This is a genomic window from Rhodococcus sp. NPDC003383 (genome assembly GCF_053589115.1).
Window position 1 is genome coordinate 41,078 of record NZ_JBSFRG010000028.1, and the last position, 24,328, is coordinate 65,405.

The following is a 24,328-nucleotide window of genomic DNA, read 5'->3' on the forward strand; positions in this document are numbered from 1 at the left end:
TGTGTGCTCCGCCCGGGGGCCGCCGTCGGACGGCGAGCAACGACCGGGCGTCGATGCGTCCTGTATGCACAACGTCGACGCGGGCGAATCCGTTCCCGCAGCCCGCGGCGCAGCGGGGATGCATCATTTTACCGGCCGCGTGCCCGGCCCCGGTAAGGTGTCGGCCCATGACCGGACGTGAGCGCAAACCGGAGACTTGCCTCTGGTGCGGGCGACCGGTCCCCGATGCCGGGGTGGGCCGCCGGCGCCGGTACTGCCGCCGCTCGTGCCGGCAACGCGCCTACGAGCAGCGGTCCCTGACCCGCGAGGCCGGTCTGCCCGACGGCGCGGTGGTGCTCTCGGCGGAGGAAGCGGTCGCGCTCGCCGACCGGGCGTTCGAGGTGCGGTGCGCCGCCGAGGACGTCGCGACCGCGGTCGCCGAAGGCGCGGACACTACAGAGCTGACCGAACTGTGTGCCGAGCTGCTGCGGGTGGCCCGCGCCGCCGAGCGGATCCGCTGACCCGCCCCGTCCTTCTCGGACGCGGAAGCCACCCGCTGTCGCCGTCGGGCGGAGAAGCCGCCCCCTCGCCGTCAGGCGAAGAAGCCGCCCATCGTGTACACGACCTGGCAGAAGGTGCCGTTGACGTATTCCACGGACCCGAACAAGGCGGACAGGACCGGTCCGGTTCCGGTGTTCACGGTTTTCGACAGCTGGGGTACGCCGTTGACTGTGTCGTCGAGCGTTTCGATGCCGCCGCGGAAGTTGTCCATGTTCAGCCACACGAACTTCAGGTCGGCGCGGGCGGGCTGCACCGGGATGGTGGGGGCGACGAAGATCTTCAGCTGCCCGATCGCGACGTCCGGGTTGACGTTCGGGCCGGGTTGCGCCCACCCGGTGGTCATGGCGTAGGGGATGAACCCGCCGCCGCAGCCGATGCCGAAGGTCGGCGCCGGTTCCATGAACGGCTGGGGTGTGTTGCGCGGCGGGTAGAGGAGGTCCTCGATCAGGCCGGCGGGGTTCTTCGCGGCGTCGAGCAGGGCGTCGACGGCCGCGGCGGCGTCGGGGGAGTCGGCGGTGGCGGCGACGCGCAGGTCGTCGGGGGTGAGTCCGGGTGGCGCCGGCTGCGCGCTCGCGTGCGCGGGCAGGGCGACGGCCGCGGTCGCGGCGAACAGGGTGCAGAGCGATCGAACGGTCCAGCGACGCGGCATCTCGTGCTCCTTCGGGTCGCGCGGGCGTGCGTGGGGATTGTCCGGTGCGCCCGAGAATAACGGGGTGGGGACCGGCCACTCGGTGAATTCGCGTTACATCCAGTAACAGAACCGACAATTCGTATCCGGAGATCGTGCAGTGATCGAATCGCTATCGAATGGTGACATCAAACCGCTGACATGACGGTAAATGCACTCGGTATGTCGGATTCGGATATCGGTTTTGTTTCGGGCTCCGTGAGGGTCCGGAATTCCCGTGCCGGTTTTGCGTCGTGTGGTTCGGCAATGGTCTAGCTTGAGGAGCGTCCACGCCGGATTTCCGCCTTGACACGATCACCGGCGAGCGGACGATCGAAACGAGAGAGAGCAACACCACCGTCGATTCGACGAGGTCGGACCTGCCATTGGTCGGGGGACGAGCAGGCCCGTACCGGAATCGCTTTCTTGAGGGGAGATTTCTGTTGCGAGACGCTCAGCAGACGCCGTCGGAAGCCTTCCCCCTATCTTCCGCGCAACGCTCGATCTGGTTCGCTCAGCAACTGGAACCCGACGTCCCGATCTGCATCGCCCAATACGTCGATCTGCACGGCGACCTCGACATCGATCTGCTGCGGCGTGCCGGCCGCACCGCCGGCGCCGAATTCCAGTCCGCCTTCCTGCGGGTGATCGACGTCGACGGCGAACCCCACCAGTTCGTCGACCCCGCCCTGGAAAACCAGGACATCCCGGTGCTCGACTTCCGCGACGAACCCGATCCGCTCGCCGCGGCCCGGACCTGGATGGACGCCGACTACGCCACCCCGGTGGATCTGGCCCGCGACACGCTCGTGAACATGACCATCCTGCAGGTCGCCGACCGGCACTACCTGTGGTACAGCAGGATTCACCACGTCGCCCTCGACGGCTACGCGGCCATGACGGTGGTCAACCGCATCGCCGAGTTGTACACCGCGGCGTTCGAAGGCCGAGATCCCGAACCCGCCCGCGCCGCGGACCTGCGCACCCTCTACGACTGGGACCGCGACTACCGCGAGTCCAGCCGCTTCGTCGCCGACCGCGACTACTGGGTGGGCCGGGTCGCCGGCATGGACGCCGGTACCACCCTGGCCCGGCGCACCGGACCGGTCGCGGCGCACAGCGCCCTGACCGGCACCGCGCTGCCCGAGGAGCTGGTGCGGGATCTGACCGCCACCGAAACCAGCACCGTGTCCTCCTCCAGCGCGGTGCTGGTCGCCGCGTTCGCCACCTACCTGACCCGTCTGACGGGCCACGACGACGTGGTCGTCAACCTGCCGGTGTCGGCGCGCACCACCGCGCTGGTGCGGCGGTCCGGCGGCATGCTCGTCAATACGGTGCCGTTGCACATCCGCGTCGACCCCGACGACACCCGCGAAGCCCTCGTCGGCCGGGTGCAGCTCGAGCTGACCGGGGCGCTGCGGCACCAGCGGTGCAGCCTCGAGGACGTGCGCCGCGAAACCGGGGCGGCGGGGGACAGCAGCCGGTACGCCGGGCCGCAGATCAACATCATGCTGTTCGATCAGCGGATCCAGCTCGGCCCGCTGCGCGGCGACTTCCACATCATGACCTCCGGTCCCGTCGAGGACCTGCTGGTGAACATCTACCAGTCCGGCACTCCGGCCCGCACGTTCGTCGATTTCCGCGGCAACCCGAACCGGTACGACGAGGACGAGCTGCGGATCCACCACGAGCGGTTCGTGACGCTGCTCGACGACTTCGTGCGGGCCGCCGCCGGCACCGCGGTGGACCGGATCCACCCGGAGTCCGCCGCGATCGGCCGGCGGGTCCGCCGCGCCGCCGCCACCGCCGCGTTCTGGGAACGCACCCTCGCCGGCGCCCCGGAACGGCTGGAACTGCCCGCGTTGCGGCGCCGTCCCGCCCAGCCGTCCGGCACCGCCGAACTCGACGTGACGATCCCCGCCGACCTGCCCGCCCTCACCGACCTCGCCGGGGGCGGCGCGCACCTGTCCCGGGTGCTGCACGCCGCGCTGGCGGTGCTCGTCGCCCGCCTGACCGGCAGCGAGGACACCGTCGTCGGGATGCCTTCCGGCGCCACGGTGCTGCCGCTGCGGATCCCGGTCTTCGGCGCCGAGTCGTTCGGCACCGTCCTCGCCCGGGTGCACGACGTCGTCGCCGGCGCCCTCGCTCACGCCGACGTGAGCGCGGAAACCCTGGAGCGGGCCGCCGATCTCGTGCTGCCGGTGGTGCTGAGCGTCGACGACCCCGACCCCGCCATCAACACCACCGCCACCGACGCCGCGCCCGGCCGTCCGCCGGCCCCGGTCGACGTCGCGTTGCACGTCACCCCCGGCGACACCGAACTGCGGGTGCACTGCACCTACGCCGACGAGGTGTTCGACGCCGCCGCGATCCGCGAACTCGTCGACCGCTGGGCCCGGATCCTCGCCGCCGTCACCACCGACCCGGAGGTCCCGGTCGGGGACATCGACTTCGTCGCACCCGCCGACCTGGCCGGACTCGTCCCGGCGCGGGGACGACCGACGATGTCGCCGCAGCTGTGGCACGAGCTGCTCTCCTCGGTCGCGGCGATCGTGCCCGACACCGTGGCACTGTCCTGCCTGGACCGCACCGTGACGTACCGCGAACTCGACGAATGGTCCAACCGTGCCGCCCGGGTCCTCGTCGACGCCGGTCTGGGCCCGGAGAAGTTCGTGGCGCTGGGCATCGCCCGCTCCATCGAGTCGGTCGCCGCGATCTGGGCGGTCGCCAAGTCCGGCGCGGCGTTCGTGCCCGTCGACCCCTCCTACCCGCGCGACCGCGTCGAGCACATGCTCACCGACTCCGGTGCCGTGCTCGGGCTGACCACGGCCCGGCATCACGGAACCCTGCCCGACACGGTGCCGTGGCTGGTGCTCGACGGCCCCGACTTCAAGGAGCGGGTGGACGCGGCGTCCCCGCTGCCGCTGACCGACCTCGATCGCCGCGCGGACCTGCACGTCGACCATCCCGCCTACCTGATCTACACCTCCGGTTCCACCGGCCGCCCGAAGGGTGTCGTCGTCCCGCACCGGGGCCTGTCGAACCTGGCCGCGTCGCTGCACAACCGGCTGGCGCCGCTGCCGACCGCCAGGGTGTCGCACTTCTCGTCGCCGAGCTTCGACGCGTCGATCTTCGAGTACATGACCGCGTTCGGTGTCGGCGCGACCCTCGTGATCGTGCCCGACACCGTCTACGGTGGCGACGAGCTCGCGCGGATCTGGCGCGAGCAGGGCGTCACCCACGCGTTCGCGACCCCGGCCGCGCTGGCCTCGGTCGACCCCGCCCAGGTCGACCTGGAGGTCGTGATCGTCGCCGGGGAGGCGTGCCCCCCGGAGCTGGCGGCCCGCTGGGCGCCCCGCTGCCGCATGTACAACGGGTACGGGCCGACCGAGACGACGGTGGTCGTGAACATCGCCGCGCTGCGAGCGGGCAATCCGATCACCCTCGGCACCCCGGTGTGCGGAGTCAACGAGGTCCTGCTCGATCAACGGTTGCACCCGTTGCCTCCCGTGCTCGCCGGCGAGCTGTACATCGGGGGACCCGACGTCACCCGCGGCTACCACAACCAGCCGGGGCTGACCGCCACCCGGTTCGTCGCCGACCCCTACGGCCCCCCGGGCTCCCGCATGTACCGCACCGGCGACGTGGTGCGCTGGCGTTCCAACGGTGAGCGGGCGAACGCCGAGTACCTGGGCCGCTCCGACTTCCAGGTCAAGATCCGCGGGTTCCGCATCGAACTCGGCGAGATCGACGCGGTGCTCACCGACCACGAGGACGTCGCGTTCGCGGTCACCCTGGGCCGCACCGCACCGTCCGGCGACACCCTGCTCGCCTCCTATGTGCTGCCCGAGACCGGGCACACCGTCGACGTCGCCGCGCTGCTCGCGCACGTCGGCCGCCGGCTGCCGGGGTACATGGTGCCCGCCGCGGTTACCGTGCTCGACCGGATCCCGCTGACCCCCGTCGGCAAGCTCGACCGCCGCGCGCTGCCCGACCCGGTGTTCACGTCCGCGACCGAGTTCACCGCCCCCACCACCGACATCGAACGCACCGTCGCCGAGGTGTTCACCGACCAGCTCGGCCTCGACCGGGTCGGGATCGACGACAGCTTCTTCGATCTGGGCGGCAACTCGCTGATCGCCACCCGGGTGCTGGCCCGCATCAACGCCGCGCTCGGCACCGACCTGGGGGTGCGCGCGCTGTTCGAGTCGCCCACGGTCCGGGCCCTGTCCGCGGCCCTGCACGCCGCCGGCGCCGTGGACCGGCCGCCGCTGGTCGCCGGGCCCCGCCCGGACCCGGTGCCGGTGTCCGCGGCGCAGCAGCGCCTGTGGTTCGTCAACCAGCTCGACACCGCGTCGGCGGCCTACAACATCCCGATGGCGATCCGGCTGACCGGCCGGCTCGACGTCGAGGCGCTGTCGGCCGCGGTCCGCGACGTGGTGACCCGCCACGAGGCGCTGCGCACGGTGTTTCCCGCCACCGCCGACGGCCCGGTCCAGCGGGTGCTGTCCCCGGACACCGTGCCCGCCCTCGACCCGGTCCCGGTCCCCGCCGACCGCCTCGACGACGCCCTCGCCGCCTGCGCGGCCACCGGATTCGACGTCGCCACCGACCTGCCGCTGCGGGTCACGCTGTTCGAACTCGGCGACGACGAGCACGTCCTGGCGGTGATCGCCCACCACATCGCCGCCGACGGTGCGTCCCTGGCGCCGCTGGCCCGCGACGTGATGACCGCCTACCTGGCCCGCAGCAGCGGCAGCGCCCCCGCGTGGGAACCGCTGCCGGTGCAGTACGCCGACTTCGCGCTGTGGCAGCGCGGCTGGCTCGGCGACCCCGCCGATCCCGAGTCGGTCGCCGGCCGCCAGCTCGCGTTCTGGCGCGACCGCCTCGCCGGCGCCCCCGAACTGTTGTCCCTGCCCACCGACCGGCCGCGGCCGCCGCAGCAGTCCTTCCGCGGCGACACCGTCCGGTTCGACATCGCCCCGGAGCTGTACCGGCGCATCGGGGCGATCGCGCAGGCCCACGCCGCGACCCCGTTCATGACGGTGCACGCCGCGCTGGCGGCGCTGCTCGCGCGGCTGTCCGGCAGCGACGACATCAGCATCGGCAGCCCGGTCTCCGGCCGCGGCGACCGCGCCCTCGACGAGCTGGTCGGCATGTTCGTCGGCACCGTCGTGCTGCGCACCCCGGTGTCCGGCGGGCGCTCCTTCGCCGAGCACCTGCAGGCGGTCCGCGCGATCGATCTCGACAGCTTCGAGCACACCGACGTGCCGTTCGAACTGGTCGTCGACACCGTCGCCGCCGGCCGCTCCGCCGCCTACTCGCCGCTGTTCCAGGTGATGCTCGCCTTCCAGAACAACGAGGCCGCCCACCTCGAGCTGCCCGGGCTGACCGTCGACGCCGGCGAGATCGCCACCGACACCACCAAATTCGACCTGCACCTGCTGCTGTCCGAGGTGCCCGGCGACGACGGCGGCCCGGTCGCGCTCAGCGGGGCGCTGTCCTACGCCACCGACCTGTTCGACCGCGCCACCGCCGCCGCGTTCGCGGACCGGTTCGTGCGGCTGCTCACCGCCGCCGTCGACACCCCCGACGTCCCGATCGGCGACCTGGATCTGCTCACCCCCACCGAACGCACCCGGATCCTCGCCGAGTGGAACGCCACCGACGTCCCCCGCGTCGACGGCACCCTCGTCGACCTGTTCGACGCGCAGGTCCGGCGCAGCCCCGACGCCCCGGCCGTGGTGTTCGGCGACACCACCCTCGGCTATGCCGAGTTCGACGCCCGCGCCAACCGCCTCGCCCGCCACCTCATCGGCCTCGGCGTCGGCCCCGGCACCATCGTGGCGCTGGCCATGCACCGCTCGATCGACCTGCTCGTCGGCATGTACGCCGCCGGCAAGACCGGCGCCGCGCACCTGCCGCTCGACCCCGACCATCCCGCCGACCGGCTCGGCTACGTGCTGGCCGACGCGGCCCCGGCCTGCGTGCTGACCACCACCGCCGACCACGCCGACCTGCCCGCCGGCTCCGCCGTCGTGTATCTGGACCGGCTCGACACCGGCGGCTACCCGGACACCCCGGTCACCGACGCCGAACGCACCGCGCCGCTGCGCCCCGACGACCTCGCCTACGTCCTGTACACCTCCGGTTCGACCGGCCGCCCCAAGGGCGTGGCGGTCTCCCACGCCGCCATCGTCAACCGGCTGCGCTGGATGCAGCACGCCTACCCGCTGACCGCCGACGACACCGTGCTGCAGAAGACCCCCGCCACCTTCGACGTGTCGGTGTGGGAGTTCTTCTGGCCCCTGCAGACCGGGGCGCGGCTGGTCGTCGCCGCCCCCGACGGACACCGCGACCCCGCCTACCTGACCCGGCTGATCGAGGACACCGGCGTCACCGTCGTGCACTTCGTGCCGTCGATGCTCGCGGTGTTCGTCGAGGCCATCGACCCGCACCGCTGCCGCTCGCTGCGGCTGGTGTTCTGCAGCGGCGAGGCGCTGCCCGCCGACACCGCCCGCGCCGCCCGCGCCGCGCTGCCCACCACGGCGCTGCACAACCTGTACGGGCCCACCGAGGCGGCCGTCGACGTCACCGCCTGGCAGGTCACCGACGCCGACACCGGCGACGTGCCCATCGGCACCCCGGTGTGGAACACCCGCGTGCACGTGCTGGACGCGCGGCTGCAGCCGGTGCCGGTCGGCGGCGTCGGCGAACTGTATCTGTCCGGCATCCAGCTGGCCCGCGGCTATCCGTTCCGCCCCGATCTGACCGCCGACCGGTTCGTCGCGAACCCCTACGGCACCGGCGAACGCATGTACCGCACCGGCGATCTGGTGTCCTGGCGCGCCGACGGGGCGCTGCGCTATCTCGGCCGCAGCGACTTCCAGGTCAAACTCCGCGGCCAGCGCATCGAACTCGGCGAGATCGAACACGCGCTGCGCGCCCACGAGCACGTCGCGCAGGCCGCGGTGCTCGTGCACCACGGCGCCGACGACCGGCTCGTCGGCTACGTCGTGCCCGCCGCCGGCGGCTCCGTCGACCCCGCCGCGGTGCTCACGTTCGCCGCCGGGCGCCTGCCCGACTACATGGTGCCCGCCCAGCTCACGGTGCTGGACCGGATGCCGGTGGGCCCCACCGGGAAACTGGACCGGCGCGCCCTGCCCGCCCCGGAACCGGTCACCCCCGCCGACCACACCGCCCCGCGCAGCACCGTCGAGGAACTGCTCGCCTCGATCTTCGCGGACCTGCTCGGCGTCGACCGGGTCGGGGTGCACGACAACTTCCTCGATCTCGGCGGCAATTCGCTGCTCGCGATGCGCCTGGCCGCGCGGATCTCCGCGGCACTTGGCACCGACATCGGGGTGCGCGACCTGTTCGACAGCCCCACCGTCGCGGCGCTGGCCGCCCGCCTCGAACTCGGCGACGACACCGCGCTGCGCCCGACCCGGCCGCCGCTGCAGCCGGTGGAACTGCCGGAGAGGATCCCGCTGTCCCCGGCGCAGCAGCGCATGTGGTTCATCAACCAGTTCGACACCGCCTCCCCGGCCTACAACATCGCCGTCGCGCTGCGGCTGACCGGCACCCTCGACGTGGCCGCGCTGCGGCACGCGCTCGCCGACGTGGCGCTGCGCCACGATTCGCTGCGCACCCGCTACCCGCTCACCGACGACGGGCCGACCCAGGTGGTGGTGCCGGCGACCGCGGCGCTGCCCGAGCTGACCGTCGCCGCCGTCACCGACCCGACCGACCCGATCCCCGACATCACCGCCGTGGTGTCCGCCGGTTTCGACGTGGCCGCCGAGGTCCCGGTGCGGCTGCGGCTGCTCACCGTCGACGAGCACGAACACATCCTGGTGCTCGTGGTGCACCACATCGCCGCGGACGGGTTCTCGATGCTGCCGCTGACCCGCGACGTCATCGCCGCCTACACGGCCCGCAGCGTCGGCGAGGCCCCGCAGTGGACGCCGCTGCCGGTGCAGTATCCCGACTACACGATGTGGCAGCACGCGGTGCTCGGCGACGACACCGACCCCGACTCGACCGCCGGGCGGCAGCTGGCGTTCTGGCGCGACACCCTCGACGAGGTACCCGAACTGCTGGAACTGCCGCTGGATCGGCCGCGGCCGGTGCAGCAGAGCCAGCGCGGCGCCCGCATCCCGTTCACCGTCGACGCCGACACCCACCGCGCGCTGACCACCCTGGCCCGCACCCACGACGCGTCGCTGTTCATGGTGGTGCACGCGGCGCTGTCGGTGCTGCTGGCGCGGCTGTCGTCGTCCACCGACATCGTGGTCGGCACGCCGGTGGCCGGCCGCGGCGACCGCGCCCTCGACGACATGGTCGGCATGTTCGTCAACACCGTGGTGCTGCGCACCGGCGTCGACGACCGGGAGTCGTTCACCGCGTTGCTCGAGCGGGTGCGCACCACCGACCTGTCCGCGTTCACGCACGCCGACATCCCGTTCGAGCGGCTCGTGGAGGTGCTCGATCCGCCCCGCTCGACCGCCTACTCGCCGCTGTTCCAGGTGCTGCTCGAGTTCCAGGACATCGAACGCCCCGAGGTGACCCTGCCCGGCCTGACCGCCACGGTGCTCGACCTCGAACCGGCCCTGTCGCACTTCGATCTGCAGCTGGCGATCGCCGAATCCACCGACGAGCACGGGCCGGCCGGGCTGCGGGCGGCGTTCACCTACGCCACCGACCTGTTCGATCCGGACACCGTCGTCTCCTTCGCCGACCGGTTCCGGCGGATCCTCACCGCGATCGTCACCGCCCCGGACCGGCCGGTCGGCGACATCGAGATCGTCACCCCCACCGAGCTGGCGACCCTCGCCCCGGCGCGGGGCCTGCCGCCGGTGTCCCCGCAGCTGTGGCCGGAACTGCTGTCCTCGGTCGCCGCGATCGTCCCGGAGTCGGTGGCGTTGTCCTTCGAGGGCCGCACCGTCACCTACGGCGAACTCGACGCCTGGTCCAACCGCGTCGCGCGGGTGCTGATCGACGCCGGCGCCGGCCCGGAAACATTTGTCGCCCTGGGTATCTCCCGGTCCATCGAGTCGGTCGCCGCGGTGTGGGCGGTCACCAAGTCCGGGGCCGCGTTCGTGCCCGTCGACCCGACCTATCCGGCCGAGCGGATCGGCTACATGCTCACCGACTGCCGCGCCACCATCGGGTTGACCACCGCCGCGCACCGCGCCGCGCTGCCGGAGACGGTGCCGTGGCTGGTGCTCGACGACCCGCAGGTCCGCGCCCGCCTGGCCACCGTCTCCGCGGACCCGGTCACCGACGCCGACCGCCGCACCCCGCTGCACTTCGACCACCCCGCCTACCTGATCTACACCTCCGGCTCCACCGGCCGACCCAAGGGCGTCGTCGTCGCGCACCGCGGCCTGACCAACCTCAACGCCGAAGTGCGGCAACACTTCTCCATCACGCACGGGGCGCGGGTGTCGCATCTGGCCTCGCCCAGTTTCGACGCGTCGATCTTCGAGCTGACCAAGGCGTTCTGCGCCGGCGCGACGCTGGTGATCGTCCCGCCCACCGTGTACGGCGGCGACGAACTGGCCCGCATCCTGCGCGACGAACACGTCACCCACGCGTTCATCACCCCGACCGCGCTCGCCTCGCTCGACCCGGCCGGGCTCGACCACCTGGACGTGCTCGTCGTCGCGGGGGAGGCGTGCCCACCGGAACTGGTGGCACGCTGGGCCCCGAACCGGCACATGTACAACGGCTACGGGCCGTCCGAGGCGACCATCGAAACCAGCGTCAGCCCCGACATGCACCCCGGGGAAACCGTCACCGTCGGCCGCCCGGCCATCGGCTTCCACGAGGTGATCCTCGACGACCGGCTGCGTCCGGTCCCGGTCGGGGTGGCCGGCGAACTCTACATCGCCGGCCCCGGGGTGGCCCGCGGCTACCACCGCCGCCCGGACCTGACCGCCGCCCGGTTCGTCGCCGACCCCTACGGCCGCCCCGGGGAACGGATGTACCGCACCGGCGACGTGGTGCGCTGGCGCGCCGACGGCACCGTCGAATACCTCGGCCGCACCGACTTCCAGGTCAAGGTCCGCGGCTTCCGCATCGAACTCGGCGAGATCGACGCCGCGCTCGCCGCCCACCCGGACGTGACCTTCGCGGTCACCCTCGGCCACACCGCCCCCTCCGGCGACACCGCGCTGGTGTCCTACGTGCTGCCCGACATCGGCCGCACCGTCGACACCGCCGCCCTGCGCGTCCACGCCGCCGGCCGGCTGCCCGCCCACATGGTGCCCGCCGCGATCGTGGTGCTCGACGAGATCCCGCTGACCCCGGTCGGCAAACTCGACCGGCGCGCCCTACCGATACCGGACCTGACCGTCGGGGGCGGCGACTACCACCCGCCGAGCTCCGAGCTCGAGGCGACCATCGCCGAACTCGTCGCCGAGGTGCTCGGCCACGAGCGGGTCTCCGTCGACGACAGCTTCTTCGACATCGGCGGCAACTCGCTGCTCGCCACCCGGGTGCTGGCCCGCATCAACACCGCGCTCGGCACCGACGCCGGGGTCCGCGCACTGTTCGAGGCCCCGACCGTGCGGGCGCTGGCCGCCCGCATCCTCGACGACCACGGCGGCAGCACCCGCATCCCGCTCACCGCGGGGCAGCGGCCGGAGCAGCTCCCGCTGTCCCCGGCGCAGCAGCGCATGTGGTTCGTCAACCAGTTCGACCCCACCTCCGCGGCCTACAACATTCCCCTCGCCATCCGGCTGACCGGGCGGCTGGACACCGCGGCGCTGACCACCGCCGTGCACGACGTGCTGACCCGCCACGAAAGCCTGCGCACCTGGTATCCGGCCGACGCCGGCGGCCCGGTGCAGCGGATCGCGCCGCCGGAGCGGGCCATGCCGGACCTGCAGCCGATCCCCATCGCCGCGGCCGACCTGCCGGACCGGATCTTCGCCACCATCACCGCCGGTTTCGACGTCGCCACCGAGGTCCCGCTGCGCGCCGCCCTGTTCACCCCCGGCCCGGACGAGCACGTGCTCGTGCTGGTCGTGCACCACATCGCCGCCGACGGCGCCTCCATGGCGCCGCTGGCCCGCGACGTGATGACCGCCTACCTGGCCCGCAGCAGCGGCAGCGCCCCCGCGTGGGAACCGCTGCCGGTGCAGTACGCCGACTACGCCCTGTGGCAGCGGGAGCTGCTCGGCGACCTCGACGACCCGGACTCGCTGGCCGCCCGGCACCTCGAGCACTGGCGCCGCACCCTCGCCGGCGTCCCGGAGGTGCTGGCGCTGCCCACCGACCGGCCGCGGCCCGCGCAGCAGTCCTTCCACGGCGACACCGTGCACTTCACCGTCCCCGCCGAGGTGCACCGCCGCCTGCAGGACCTGGCCGCCCGGCACGGCGCGACCCTGTTCATGACCGTGCACGCCGCCCTGTCGGTGCTGCTCGCCCGCGTCTCCGGCAGCGACGACATCACGATCGGCACCCCCATCGCCGGCCGCGGCCACCGCGCCCTCGACGACCTGGTCGGCATGTTCGTCAACACCCTGGTGCTGCGCACCCCGGTCACCGGCGCCCTGTCCTTCGCCGACCACCTCGAACGCACCCGCGAGGTCGACCTCGCCGCGTTCGGGCACACCGAGCTGCCGTTCGAGAAGCTCGTCGACGCGCTGGCCCCGGCCCGCGCCCTCGACCACACCCCGCTGTTCCAGGTGGTCCTGGAATTCCAGAACAACGAACGCCCCCACCTGGACCTGCCCGGCCTGACCGTCGAGGCCCTCGACGCCGACCCGCACGTCGCCAAGTTCGACCTGCAGCTGACGATCGGGGAGCAACCCACCACCGGGGTCGCCGAACCCGCGGGCCTGGACGCCGCGTTCACCTACGCCACCGCCCTGTTCGACGCCGACACCGTCACCGCGCTGGCGCAGCGGTTCCTGCGGCTGCTCGACGCGGTCACCACCGACCCGACCGTGCCCGTCGGCGACATCGACCTGCTCGAACCCGCCGAACACGAACCGGTCGTGCCCCCCGTCCCCGGCTCCGGGCCGACCCTGATGGGCCTGTTCGACCGGGCCGCCGCCACCACCCCCGACGCGGTCGCCGTCACCGGCGTCGACGGGCAGCTCACCTACCGGCAGCTGTCGAGCCACGTGCACCGGCTGGCCCGCGCGTTCGCCGCGCGCGGCGCCGCGCCGGGCACGCTCGTCGCGGTGGCGCTGCCGCGCACCACCCATCTGGTCGCGGTGCTGCTGGCCGTCCTCGACACCGGCGCCGCGTATCTGCCGGTCGACGTGGCGTATCCGCCGGAGCGGCTGGCGTTCATGTTCGACGACGCCCGGCCGGTGTGCGTGGTCACCACCAACGGATACCGGGAGTCGCTGCCGCGCACCGACATTCCCACGATCCTGCTGGACGACGCGATCATCGCCGCGGAGATCGCGGCGTTGCCGGACACCGCGCTGAGCGAGCGGGAACGCCGCGGCCCGCGCCGCCCCGACCACACCGCCTACGTCATCTACACCTCCGGCTCCACCGGCCGCCCCAAGGGCGTGATGGTGCCGCACCGCACCGTCGTGGCGCTGCTCGACGCCACCGCCCCGCGCTACCGGTTCGACCGGCACGACGTGTGGACGATGTTCCACTCCTACGCGTTCGACTTCTCGGTGTGGGAGATGTGGGGGGCACTGGCCTACGGCGGCCGGCTCGTCGTCGTCGACCACGACACCGCCCGCTCCCCGGACGCGTTCCTGGCGTTGCTGCGCCGCGAACACGTCACCGTGCTCAACCAGACCCCGACCGCGTTCTACCAGCTGGTCGAGGCGGATCGGGCCGCCGCCGACAGCGGCCTGTCGCTGCGCTGGGTGATCTTCGGCGGGGAGGCCCTGGATCTGGCGCAGCTCGAACGCTGGTACCGGCGGCACCCGGACACCGCGCCGACGCTGGTGAACATGTACGGCATCACCGAGACCACGGTGCACGTGACCGCGCTGCCGCTGGACCGGCGGTCCGCGGCCGCCGCCACCGCCAGCGTCATCGGCGACGCCGTGCCGGGGCTGCGGCTGCGCATCCTCGACGCCCGGCTGCATCCGGTGCCCGTCGGCGTGACCGGCGACCTGTACGTCGCCGGGGACCAGCTCGCCCACGGCTACCTGGGCCGCCCGGACCTGACCGCGGCCCGGTTCGTCGCCGACCCGTACGGCGCCCCCGGCACCCGCCTGTACCGCACCGGCGACCTGGCCCGCCGCACCCGCTCCGGCGACGTGGAGTACCTGGGCCGCAGCGACTTCCAGGTGCAGTGGCGCGGCTTCCGCATCGAACTCGGGGAGGTCGAGGCGGCGCTCATGCGGTGCCCGGGCATCGCCCGCGCGGTCGCGGTCGTGCACCACGACGACCGGGCCGGCACCGACACCACCACCGACCGGCTGGTCGGCTACGTGGTCCCGGAAACCGGCGTGGACGTCGACGTCGCGGCGACACTGGCGACGGTCGCGGCGGATCTGGCCGCGTACATGGTGCCCGCGACGCTGGTGGTGCTGGACGCGCTGCCGACCACCGCGACCGGCAAGCTGGATCGCCGCGCGCTGCCGGCCCCGGACTTCGCGGCGCTGTCGACCAGCACCCGCGCCCCGGCCGGGGAGATCGAAACCCGCCTCGTGGAGCTGTTCGCGCAGGTGCTCGGCGTGGACACCGTCGGCGTCGACGATTCGTTCTTCGCGCTCGGCGGCGACAGCATCATGTCGATCCAGCTGGTGTCCCGCGCCCGCGCCGCCGGCCTGGACTTCACCCCCCGCGACGTGTTCGAACACAAGACCCCGGCGGCGCTGGCGGCGGTGACCGCGCTCGGCGCCACCGCCGGCACCGCGCTGCCGGAGCTGCCCGGCGGCGGTCTCGGCGACGTCCCGGCCACCCCGATCGTGCGGTGGCTGCTCGACCGCGGCGGCAACCTGGACCGGTACGCGCAGGCGGCGCTGCTGCGGCTGCCGGCCGGTCTCGACCCGGACACCGTCACCACGGTGCTGCAGGCCGTGCTGGACAAGCACGACATGCTGCGCGCCCGCCTCGTGCCCGCCGTGGACGGCGACCCGGCCGGGGTGACGCTGCAGGTGCGGGCGCCCGGCAGCGTCGACGCCGCCGACCTGGTGCATCGGGTGCCGGTGACCTCCGCCGCCGACAGCGACGACTTCTTCGCGCTCGCCGGCGCCGAACTCGACGCCGCCGCGGACCGGCTCGATCCGGCCGGCGGGGTGCTGGTGCAGGCGGTGTGGTTCGACGCCACCGTCGGCGCCGGGCGGCTGCTGCTGGTGCTGCACCATCTGACCGTCGACGGGGTGTCCTGGCGGATCCTGGTGCCCGACCTGGCCGCGGCCTGGGTGGCGGCGCTGGATCCGGCGGCCCCGCCCCTGGAACCGGCCGCCGGCACCTCGATGCGGCGGTGGGCGCACGCCCTGGTGGAGGAGGCGCAGCGGCCCGAGCGCGTCGCCGAACTCGACTTCTGGCGCGGGGTGCTCGCCGGCGGCGACCCGCTGCTGGGGGAGCGGCCGCTGGATCCGGAACTCGACACCGCCGCGACCGTCACCACGCTGAGCACGGATCTGCCGACGTCGGTGACCGAGGCGCTGCTCACCACGGTGCCGCAGGCCTTCCACGGCACCGTCAACGACGCGCTGCTCACCGCGCTGGCGCTGGCGGTCACCGGGTGGCGGCAGGCCCGCACCGGGCCCGCGCCGGTGCTGGTGTCCGTCGAGGGGCACGGCCGCGACACCGCCGCGGTGCCCGGCGCCGACCTGTCCGGCACCGTCGGCTGGTTCACCACCATCCACCCGGTGCGCCTGGACGTCACCGGCCTGGACCTCGACGACGCGCTGCGCGGCGGGCCGGCCGCCGGCCGCGCCGTCAAGACCGTCAAGGAACAGCTCGCCGCGGTGCCCGGGCAGGGCCTCGGGTTCGGGCTGCTGCGCTACCTGAACCCGGACACCGCGCCCGCCCTGGCCGCGTACCCGGCGCCGCAGCTGAGTTTCAACTACCTGGGCCGGGTCACCGCCGGCGTCGACACCGGCGGCGACGCCCCGTGGCTGCCGGTCACCGGCTTCGATCGTGCCGGGGCGCAGAGCCCGGACATGCCCGCCCCCGCCGTCGTGGACATCAACGCGGTCACCGTCGACACCCCCGACGGCCCGGTGCTGCGCGCCCACTGGTCGTTCCCGGCCGGGCTGCTCGACACCGCGACCGTCACCGCCCTGACCGCGGCGTGGACCCGGGCGGCGACCGCGCTGGCCGATCACGTGCGCGACCCGCACGCCGGCGGGCTGACCCCGTCGGATCTGCCGCTGGTGCGGCTGGACCAGGACACCGTCGAACGGCTCGAGCAGCGCTACGGCCCGCTCGAGACGGTGTGGCCGCCGGCGCCGCTGCAGACCGGGCTGCTGTTCCACGCGCTGCTCGCCGGTCAGGGCGCCGACGCCGCCGCCGACGCGTACATGGTGCAACTGTGCTTCGAGCTGCGCGGCACCGTCGACCCGGACCGGTTGCGCCGCGCCGCCACCCGGCTGCTCGGGCGGCACCCGAATCTGCGGGCCGCGTTCACCGGCGACGGCACCGGCGGGTTCGTGCAGGTGATCCCGGCGCACGTCGAACTGCCGTGGACGGTGCTGGACGTCTCCGGGCACGACGACCCCGACGGCGACGCCGACCGGATCCTCGCCACCGACCGGCGCACCCGCTTCGACACCGCCACCGCGCCGCTGCTGCGCGGCACCGTGATCCGCACCGGCGCCGACCGGTACCGGCTGGCGTTGACGAACCACCACATCCTGCTCGACGGCTGGTCCACCCCGCTGCTGGTGCGGGAGCTGCTGGTGCTGTACGCCACCGACGGCGACACCACCGCACTGGACCGGCCGCACAGCTACGGCGACTACCTCGCCTGGCTCGCCGGCCGCGACGTCGAGGGCTCGCTCGAGGCCTGGACCCGGGCCCTGGCCGGGGTCGAGGACGCGACGCTGCTGGCCCCCGAGCACCGCACCGGCGCCACCGACGCCGTCTCCGAGGACCTGCTCGTCGACCTGACCGCGGACCTGTCGGACCGGCTCGAGACGGTCGCCGCGCGCCGCGGCATCACCCTCAACACCCTGGTGCAGACCGCGTGGGGTCTGGTGCTCGGCGCGTTGACCGGCCGCACCGACGTGGTGTTCGGCGCGACCGTCTCCGGCCGGCCCCCGCAGGTGCCCGGCGTCGAAACGATGGTGGGCCTGTTCATCAACACGGTGCCGGTGCGCATCACCGCGGCGCCGGGCGAGACGATCGGGGCGCTGCTGGACCGGGTGCAGGCCGAGCAGGCCGCCCTGTTCGACCACCACCACGTGCGGCTGAGCACCCTCGAGCAGCGGGTCGGGGCCGCCGCCCGCTTCGACACGCTGACGGTGTTCGAGTCCTACCCGGTCGACTCCGCCGGGCTGACCTCCGACACCGACATCGCCGGGATGCGGGTCGCCGACATCACCGGCCACGACGCGGCGCACTATCCGCTGAGCATCGTCGCGCACAGCGACGCGACGCTGCACCTGAAGATGAAGTACCTGCCGGAACTGTTCGACCGGGACGCGGTCACCACCATCGCGCACCGCATCGAACGGGTCCTCGAGATCCTCGCCGGCGATCCGGACACCCGGGTCGCGGCGGTGCGGGTGCTCACCGCCGCCGAACACGCCGCGCTGGCCCCGGTCCGCGGCCCCGCCGGCGGCACCACCCGCACCCTGCCGGAGTTGTTCGCCGCGACCGCGGCCGCGCACCCGGACGCGATCGCGGTCACCGCCGGGGACCGGCAGCTGACCTACCGGGACCTCGACGAATGGTCCACCCGCGCCGCGCGGGTGCTGCTCGATCACGGGGTGGGCCCGGAAACGTTCGTGGCCCTGGGCATCGCCCGGTCCCTCGAGTCGGTGGCCGCGATGTGGGCGATCACCAAGACGGGCGCGGCGTTCGTGCCGGTCGACCCGAACTATCCGCCGGAGCGCATCGCGTTCGTGCTCGACGACTGCGGCGCCACCGTCGGGGTGACCACCACAGCGCACCGCGACCGGCTGCCCGAGGCGGTGCCGTGGCTGATGCTCGACGATCCCGCGCTCGCCGCGCGGATCGCCACCGCCCCCGCCGACCCGGTCACCGACGCCGACCGGCCGGCGACGCTGCGGCTCGACCATCCCGCCTACCTGATCTACACCTCCGGCTCCACCGGCCGACCCAAGGGCGTGGTGACCACCCACCGCAGCCTGGAGAACTTCGCGATCGACCAGCGGCGCCGCTTCGCGACCGGCCCGGGGTCGCGGGTCATGCACTTCTCGTCGCCGAGTTTCGACGCGTCGATCTTCGAGTACCTGGGCGCGTTCGGGTCCGGCGCCACCCTGGTGGTGGTGCCCCCGACCGTGTACGGCGGCGACGAACTGGCCCGGGTGCTGCGCGAGCAGCAGGTCACCCACGGGTTCATCACCCCGGCGGCGCTGGCGTCGCTGCGGCCCGCCGACATCCCCGACTTCGTCGATCTCGCCGTCGGCGGCGAGGCCTGGCAGCCCGAGCTGCGCGACGCGTGGGCGCCGGGCCGGCGGCTGGTCAACGCGTACGGGCCGACCGAGACGACGATCATGGCGGCGATCAGCGACCCGATGAGCGTCGACGGCCCCCTCACCCTCGGCGGCCCGCTGCCCGGGGTGCACGCGGTGATCCTCGACCGGGCGCTGCGCCCGGTGCCGGTCGGGGTGCCCGGCGAGCTGTACCTGGCCGGGTGGGGCCTGGCCCGTGGCTATCACGCCCGCCCGGACCTGACCGCCGCCCGGTTCGTCGCCGACCCCTACGGGCAGCCGGGTGAGCGGATGTACCGCACCGGCGACATCGCCCGCTGGACCGAGGCGCGGGAACTCGAGTACGTGGGCCGCTCCGACTTCCAGGTGAAGGTCCGCGGGTTCCGCATCGAACTCGGCGAGATCGACGCGGCGCTGACCGCCCACCCGGATGTGTCCTTCGCGGTGACCCTCGGGCACACCGCCGCGTCCGGCGACACCGTCCTGGTCGCGTACGTGCTGCCCGAACCCGGCCGCACCGTCGACGCCGACACCCTGAAAACCCACGTGGGCGAGCTGCTTCCCGCGCACATGGTGCCCGCCGGTGTGGTCGCCCTCGACGAGCTGCCGCTGACCCCGGTCGGCAAGCTCGACCGCCGCGCCCTGCCGGTGCCGGACCTGACCGCGACCGACGGCTCCTACCAGGCGCCGGCCACCGACCTGGAGACGATCGTCGCCGCGGAACTGGCCGCGGTGCTCGGCACCGACCGGATCTCGGTGACCGACAGCTTCTTCGACATCGGCGGCAACTCGCTGATCGCGACCCGCGCGGTCGCGCGCCTCGGCGCCACCCTCGGCACCGACATCCCGGTGCGCGCCCTGTTCGAGAACCCGACCGTGCGGGCCCTGGCCGCGCACCTGGCCGACATCGGCGCCGCCCCGGCCGCCGGGGCGCTGGTGCCGCAGCCGCGCCCGGACCGCATCCCGCTGTCCCCGGCGCAGCAGCGCATGTGGTTCATCAACCAGTTCGACACCGCCTCGGCGGCCTACAACATTCCGCTCGGGATCCGGCTGAGCGGGCACCTGTCGGTCGCCGCGCTCGGGGCGGCGTTGCACGACGTGCTCGGCCGGCACGAGAGCCTGCGCACCGTCTACCCGGCCGGGCCGCACGGCCCGAGCCAGCGCATCCTCGCCGCCGACGACGTGCCGCTGAACCTGGACGTGGTCACCACCGACGAACAGGACGCGCTGGACCGGATCCGCGAGTTCGTCGCCACCGGCTTCGACGTCACCGTCGATGTGCCGCTGCGGGCCCGGCTGTTCGCCGTCGGCCGCGACGAGCACATCGCGGTGCTGGTGGTCCACCACATCGCCGCCGACGGGGCGTCCGCCGAGCCGCTGGCCCGCGACCTGATCACCGCCTACCACGCCCGCACCCGCGGGGAGCGGCCCGCGTGGCAGCCGCTGCCGGTGCAGTACGCCGACTACGCGCTGTGGCAGAACGAGCGGCTCGGCGACGCCGGCGATCCCACCTCCCGCGCCGCCGCGCAGCTCGCGCACTGGCGCCGTGCCTTGGCGGGCCTGCCGGACGTGCTGACCCTGCCCACCGACCGGCCGCGCCCGCCGCAGCAGTCCTTCCGCGGCGACATCGTCCGGTTCCACATCGACGCCGAGCTGCAGGCGCGGCTGCAGCGGCTCGCCGCCGGCCGCGACACCACCTTGTTCATGGCGGTGCACGCCGCCCTGTCGGTGCTGCTGGCGCGGCTGTCCGGCAGCGACGACATCGCCGTCGGCACCCCGATCGCCGGCCGCGGCGACCGGGCCCTCGACGATCTGGTCGGCATGTTCGTCAACACCCTGGTGCTGCGCACCCGGGTGCCCGGCCGGCTCGGGTTCGCGGAGCTGCTCGGCCGGGTCACCGCCGCCGACCTGGACGCGTTCGCGCACGCGGACGTGCCGTTCGAACGGGTCGTGGAGGAAGTGGACCCGGTCCGCTCGACCGCGCACTCGCCGCTGTTCCAGGTGTCCATCGAGTTCCAGAACAACGCCCGCCCCAGCCTGGAACTGCCGCACCTGACCGTCACCGGGCTGCAGCTGGATCCGACGGTGTGCAACTTCGACCTGGAACTGCTGCTCGCCGAAACCGACACCGGCGGACTGGATGCGGCGTTCGTGTACGCCACCGACCTGTTCGACGCCTCCACCGTCGCCGGGTTCGCGGACCGGTTCGTGCGGCTGCTCGACGCGCTCACCACCGACCCGGACCGGCCCGTCGGCGACATCGACCTGGTCACCGCCGACGAGACCCGCGCGTTGGTGCCGGCGTACGGCCCGGCCGGGGTGGGCACCGGGCTGTGGACCGAGCTGCTGGATGCGGCCGTGGCCGCCGCCCCGGATTCGGTCGCGGTCGTCGACGGGGACCGCACCGTCACCTACCGCGACCTCGACGCCGCCGCGAACCGGCTGGCGCGAATGCTGCTCGACCGCGGCGCCGGACCCGACCGGGTCGTCGCGCTCGCGTTGACCCGCTCGATCGAGTCGGTCACCGCGGTGTGGGCGGTCATCCGCTCGGGGGCCGCGTTCGTGCCGGTGGATCCGGCCTATCCGACCGACCGGATCGCCTACATGCTCGACGACAGCGCGGCCCGGCTCGGGATCACCACCGCCGCGCACCGCGGCACGCTGCCGCGCGGCGTCGGGTGGATCGTGCTCGACGATCCGGACACCGCCGGCGAGCTCGCGGCCCGGCCCGCCGCGGCCGTCACCGACCGTGACCGGCCGGCGACGCTGCGCCCGGACCACCCGGCCTATCTCATCTACACCTCCGGCTCCACCGGCCGCCCGAAGGGGGTGACCGTCACCCACCGGGGCCTGGCGGACCTGGCCGCCGAGGAACGCGAGCACCTGCAGGTCGACCCGGCCGGCCGGGTCTCGCACCTGGCGTCGCCGAGCTTCGACGCGTCGGTGTTCGAGCAGATGATGGCGCTGTCGGCGGCCGCGACCCTGGTGATCGTCCCGCCGGAGGTGTACGGCGGGGAGGACCTGGCCGCGGTGCTCGACACCCACCGGGTCACGCACAGTTTCATCACCCCGACCGCGCTGGCGTCGCTGGATCCGGCCGCGGTGCCGGCGCTGCGGGTGCTGCTGGTCGCCGGGGAGGCCTGCCCGCCGGAGCTGGTGGCCCGCTGGGCGCCGGGCCGGCGCGTCATCGACGCCTACGGGCCGACGGAAGCGACGATCATGACCTCGCTGAGTGCGCCGCTGGCCGCCGGGGACCCGGTCACCATCGGCCGGCCCACCCGCGGGTTCCGGGCGCTGGTGCTCGACGCGCGGCTGCGGCCGGTGCCGGTCGGGGTGGCCGGGGAACTGTACGTGGCCGGGCCGGGCCTGGCCCGCGGCTACCACGCCCGCCCGGATCTGACCGCGGCCCGGTTCGTCGCCGACCCGCACGTGCCGGGGCAGCGGATGTACCGCACCGGCGACATCGTCCGCTGGACGCACGAGCGGGACCTCGAGTACGTGGGCCGCTCCGACTTCCAGGTCAAGGTGCGCGGGTTCCGCATCGAACTCGGCGAGATCGACGCCGCGCTCGGCAGCCACGAGCAGGTGGTCTTCGCGCACACCGTCGGGCACACCGCCCCGTCCGGGCAGACCGTGCTCGTCTCCTACGTGCGCTGCGCCCCGGACAGTGCACCCGACCCCGCCGAACTTAAAGCCCATGTGGCGCAGCAGCTTCCGTTGCACATGGTGCCGACGGCGGTGATCGTGCTCGACGAGATCCCGCTCACCCCGGCCGGCAAACTCGACCGCCGGGCGCTGCCGGCCCCGGACTTCGGGACCTTCACCGGCCGCTACCGGGCCCCGGAGAACGAGCTCGAACGCATCGTCGCCGAGGTCTTCGCCGAGCACCTCGGCCTGGAGCGGGTGTCGGTCGACGACGGGTTCTTCGACCTGGGCGGCACCTCGCTGCTGGCCACCCGCATGCTGCCGGCGCTCGGGGAACGCCTGGGCCGGCGGGTGCCGCTGCAGGCGATCTTCGTGCACCCGACCGCGGCGGACCTGGCCGCGCACCTGACCGAACCGGGCGAACCGGCGACCGTCGACGACGCGCTGCGGGTGCTGGTGCAGCTGCGCGAGGGCACCGGCCCGGCGCTGTTCTGCGTGCATCCGGCGGCCGGCCTGTCCTGGGCCTACGCCCCGCTCGCGCAGCGCCTGGACGGGCACCGGCCGGTGTACGGGCTGCAGCTGCCGACGCTGAGCGGGGAGGGACGCACCGACACCATCCGGGCGCTCGCCCACCGGTACGTGCAGGAGATCCGGCGGGTACAGCCGCACGGGCCGTACCACCTGCTGGGCTGGTCCCTCGGCGGGGTCATCGCGCACGCCGTCGCGGTGGAACTGCGCCGCGCCGGGGAGGTCGTCGACACCCTCGCGCTGCTCGACAGCCACCTCGCGACCCCCGGCGGCGCCCCGGCGGTCGGGGTCAAGGACATGCTCCGCGACCTCGGTGTGTCGGTCAACGGCGGCCCCGAACCGAGCTTCGAGCGGGCCGCGGCGATCCTCGACGAGTCGCTCGGCGGCAGCACCGGCCTGACCGCCGCGCATCTCGAGCGCATCCACTCCGGATCGACCGAGGCGTCCCGCGCGGCCCGGCGGCATTCCCCGGACACCTTCGACGGGGACGTACTGTTCTTCACCGCGAGCCGGTCGGCGGCGTCGATCCCCGCGGTCGCCGCCTGGCACAACGTGGTCTCCGGGGAGATCCACCAGTACCGCCTCGACTGCGAGCACCACGAGATGGTCTCGCCGCGGGCGGTGGAGACGATCGTCGCGGTGCTCGCGGCCCGGCTCGAGGAGAGCGACAGCGCGTTCCGGCACTGGGGTCGCGGCGAGGTCGGCACCCCGCGGCGCTGACGCGGGGCGCCGACGCGCCGGTGTGCCTTTGTGGCGGTGGGAGCCGCCATTTCGGCACACCGGCGCGTCAGCGCACCACCGCTGCGGCGAGGTTGTCGGCGATCTGCTCGTGCGTCAGGTGCCGCGCCGGGGACAACAGCTCGGCGTAGATCGCCGCGACGATGAACTCGACGGCCGCCGCGGGCTCGGGGTGCAGGTGCGGCGCCAGCGCGGAGCCGGCCACGTGGGTCAGGGCCCGGTCGGTGACGATGTCGACCAGGGTCCGGGAGTCGCCGCGCCGGATCAGCCACGGCACCAGCACCGAGCCGTCGATGCGCAGCGCCGCCTGCAGTGGGGCGTTGCGCGCCAGATGCTCGAGCACGTCCCGCACCAGGGCACGGACGGTGGCGCGCGGGTCGTCGACGACGTCGACGCGGCCGCGCACCACCTCCTCGAGCGCGCCGAGTTCGGCGTCGATCAGCGCCTCGACGAGGGCGTTGCGGGACGGGAAGCGCCGGTACATCGTGGCGCGGCTGATGTGCGCCTCGCGGGCGACGGCGACCAGGGTCAGCGCCGCAATTCCCTTGCGTTGCACGAAGGATCGCGCGGCGGCCAGCACATCGTCGGGGGACACCGGGTCATCCTAGCGACCCCCGCTGTGATGAAACACTATTGAAGAAAGTGTTTC

Annotated in this window: 4 protein-coding genes; 2 read left to right on the top strand and 2 right to left on the bottom strand. The window is 73.6% G+C overall.

Features of this window, described 5'->3' with window-relative positions:
• Positions 1-167 precede the first annotated feature (167 nt).
• Positions 168-500: a hypothetical protein gene (locus tag ACWDTS_RS21770; protein ID WP_197251850.1), complete on the top strand. Its 333-nt coding sequence runs from the start codon at positions 168-170 to the stop codon at positions 498-500.
• Positions 501-571: 71 nt separating this feature from the next.
• On the opposite strand, the gene ACWDTS_RS21775 is transcribed toward ACWDTS_RS21770, so the two are convergent.
• On the bottom strand, positions 572-1,189 hold the full coding sequence (locus tag ACWDTS_RS21775; protein ID WP_450119015.1) for a hypothetical protein: 618 nt from the start codon (positions 1,187-1,189) through the stop codon (positions 572-574).
• 461 nt (positions 1,190-1,650) lie between these two features.
• On the opposite strand from ACWDTS_RS21775, the gene ACWDTS_RS21780 reads away from it, so the two are divergent.
• The gene (locus ACWDTS_RS21780; RefSeq protein WP_450119016.1) at positions 1,651-23,661 is read left to right on the top strand and encodes a non-ribosomal peptide synthase/polyketide synthase; all 22,011 of its coding nucleotides are present in this window, start codon (positions 1,651-1,653) and stop codon (positions 23,659-23,661) included.
• Between the two features lie 67 nt (positions 23,662-23,728).
• Here ACWDTS_RS21780 and ACWDTS_RS21785 read toward each other — a convergent pair whose 3' ends face one another.
• On the bottom strand, positions 23,729-24,274 hold the full coding sequence (locus tag ACWDTS_RS21785; RefSeq protein WP_450108552.1) for a TetR/AcrR family transcriptional regulator: 546 nt from the start codon (positions 24,272-24,274) through the stop codon (positions 23,729-23,731).
• Between the last annotated feature and the right edge of the window lie 54 nt (positions 24,275-24,328).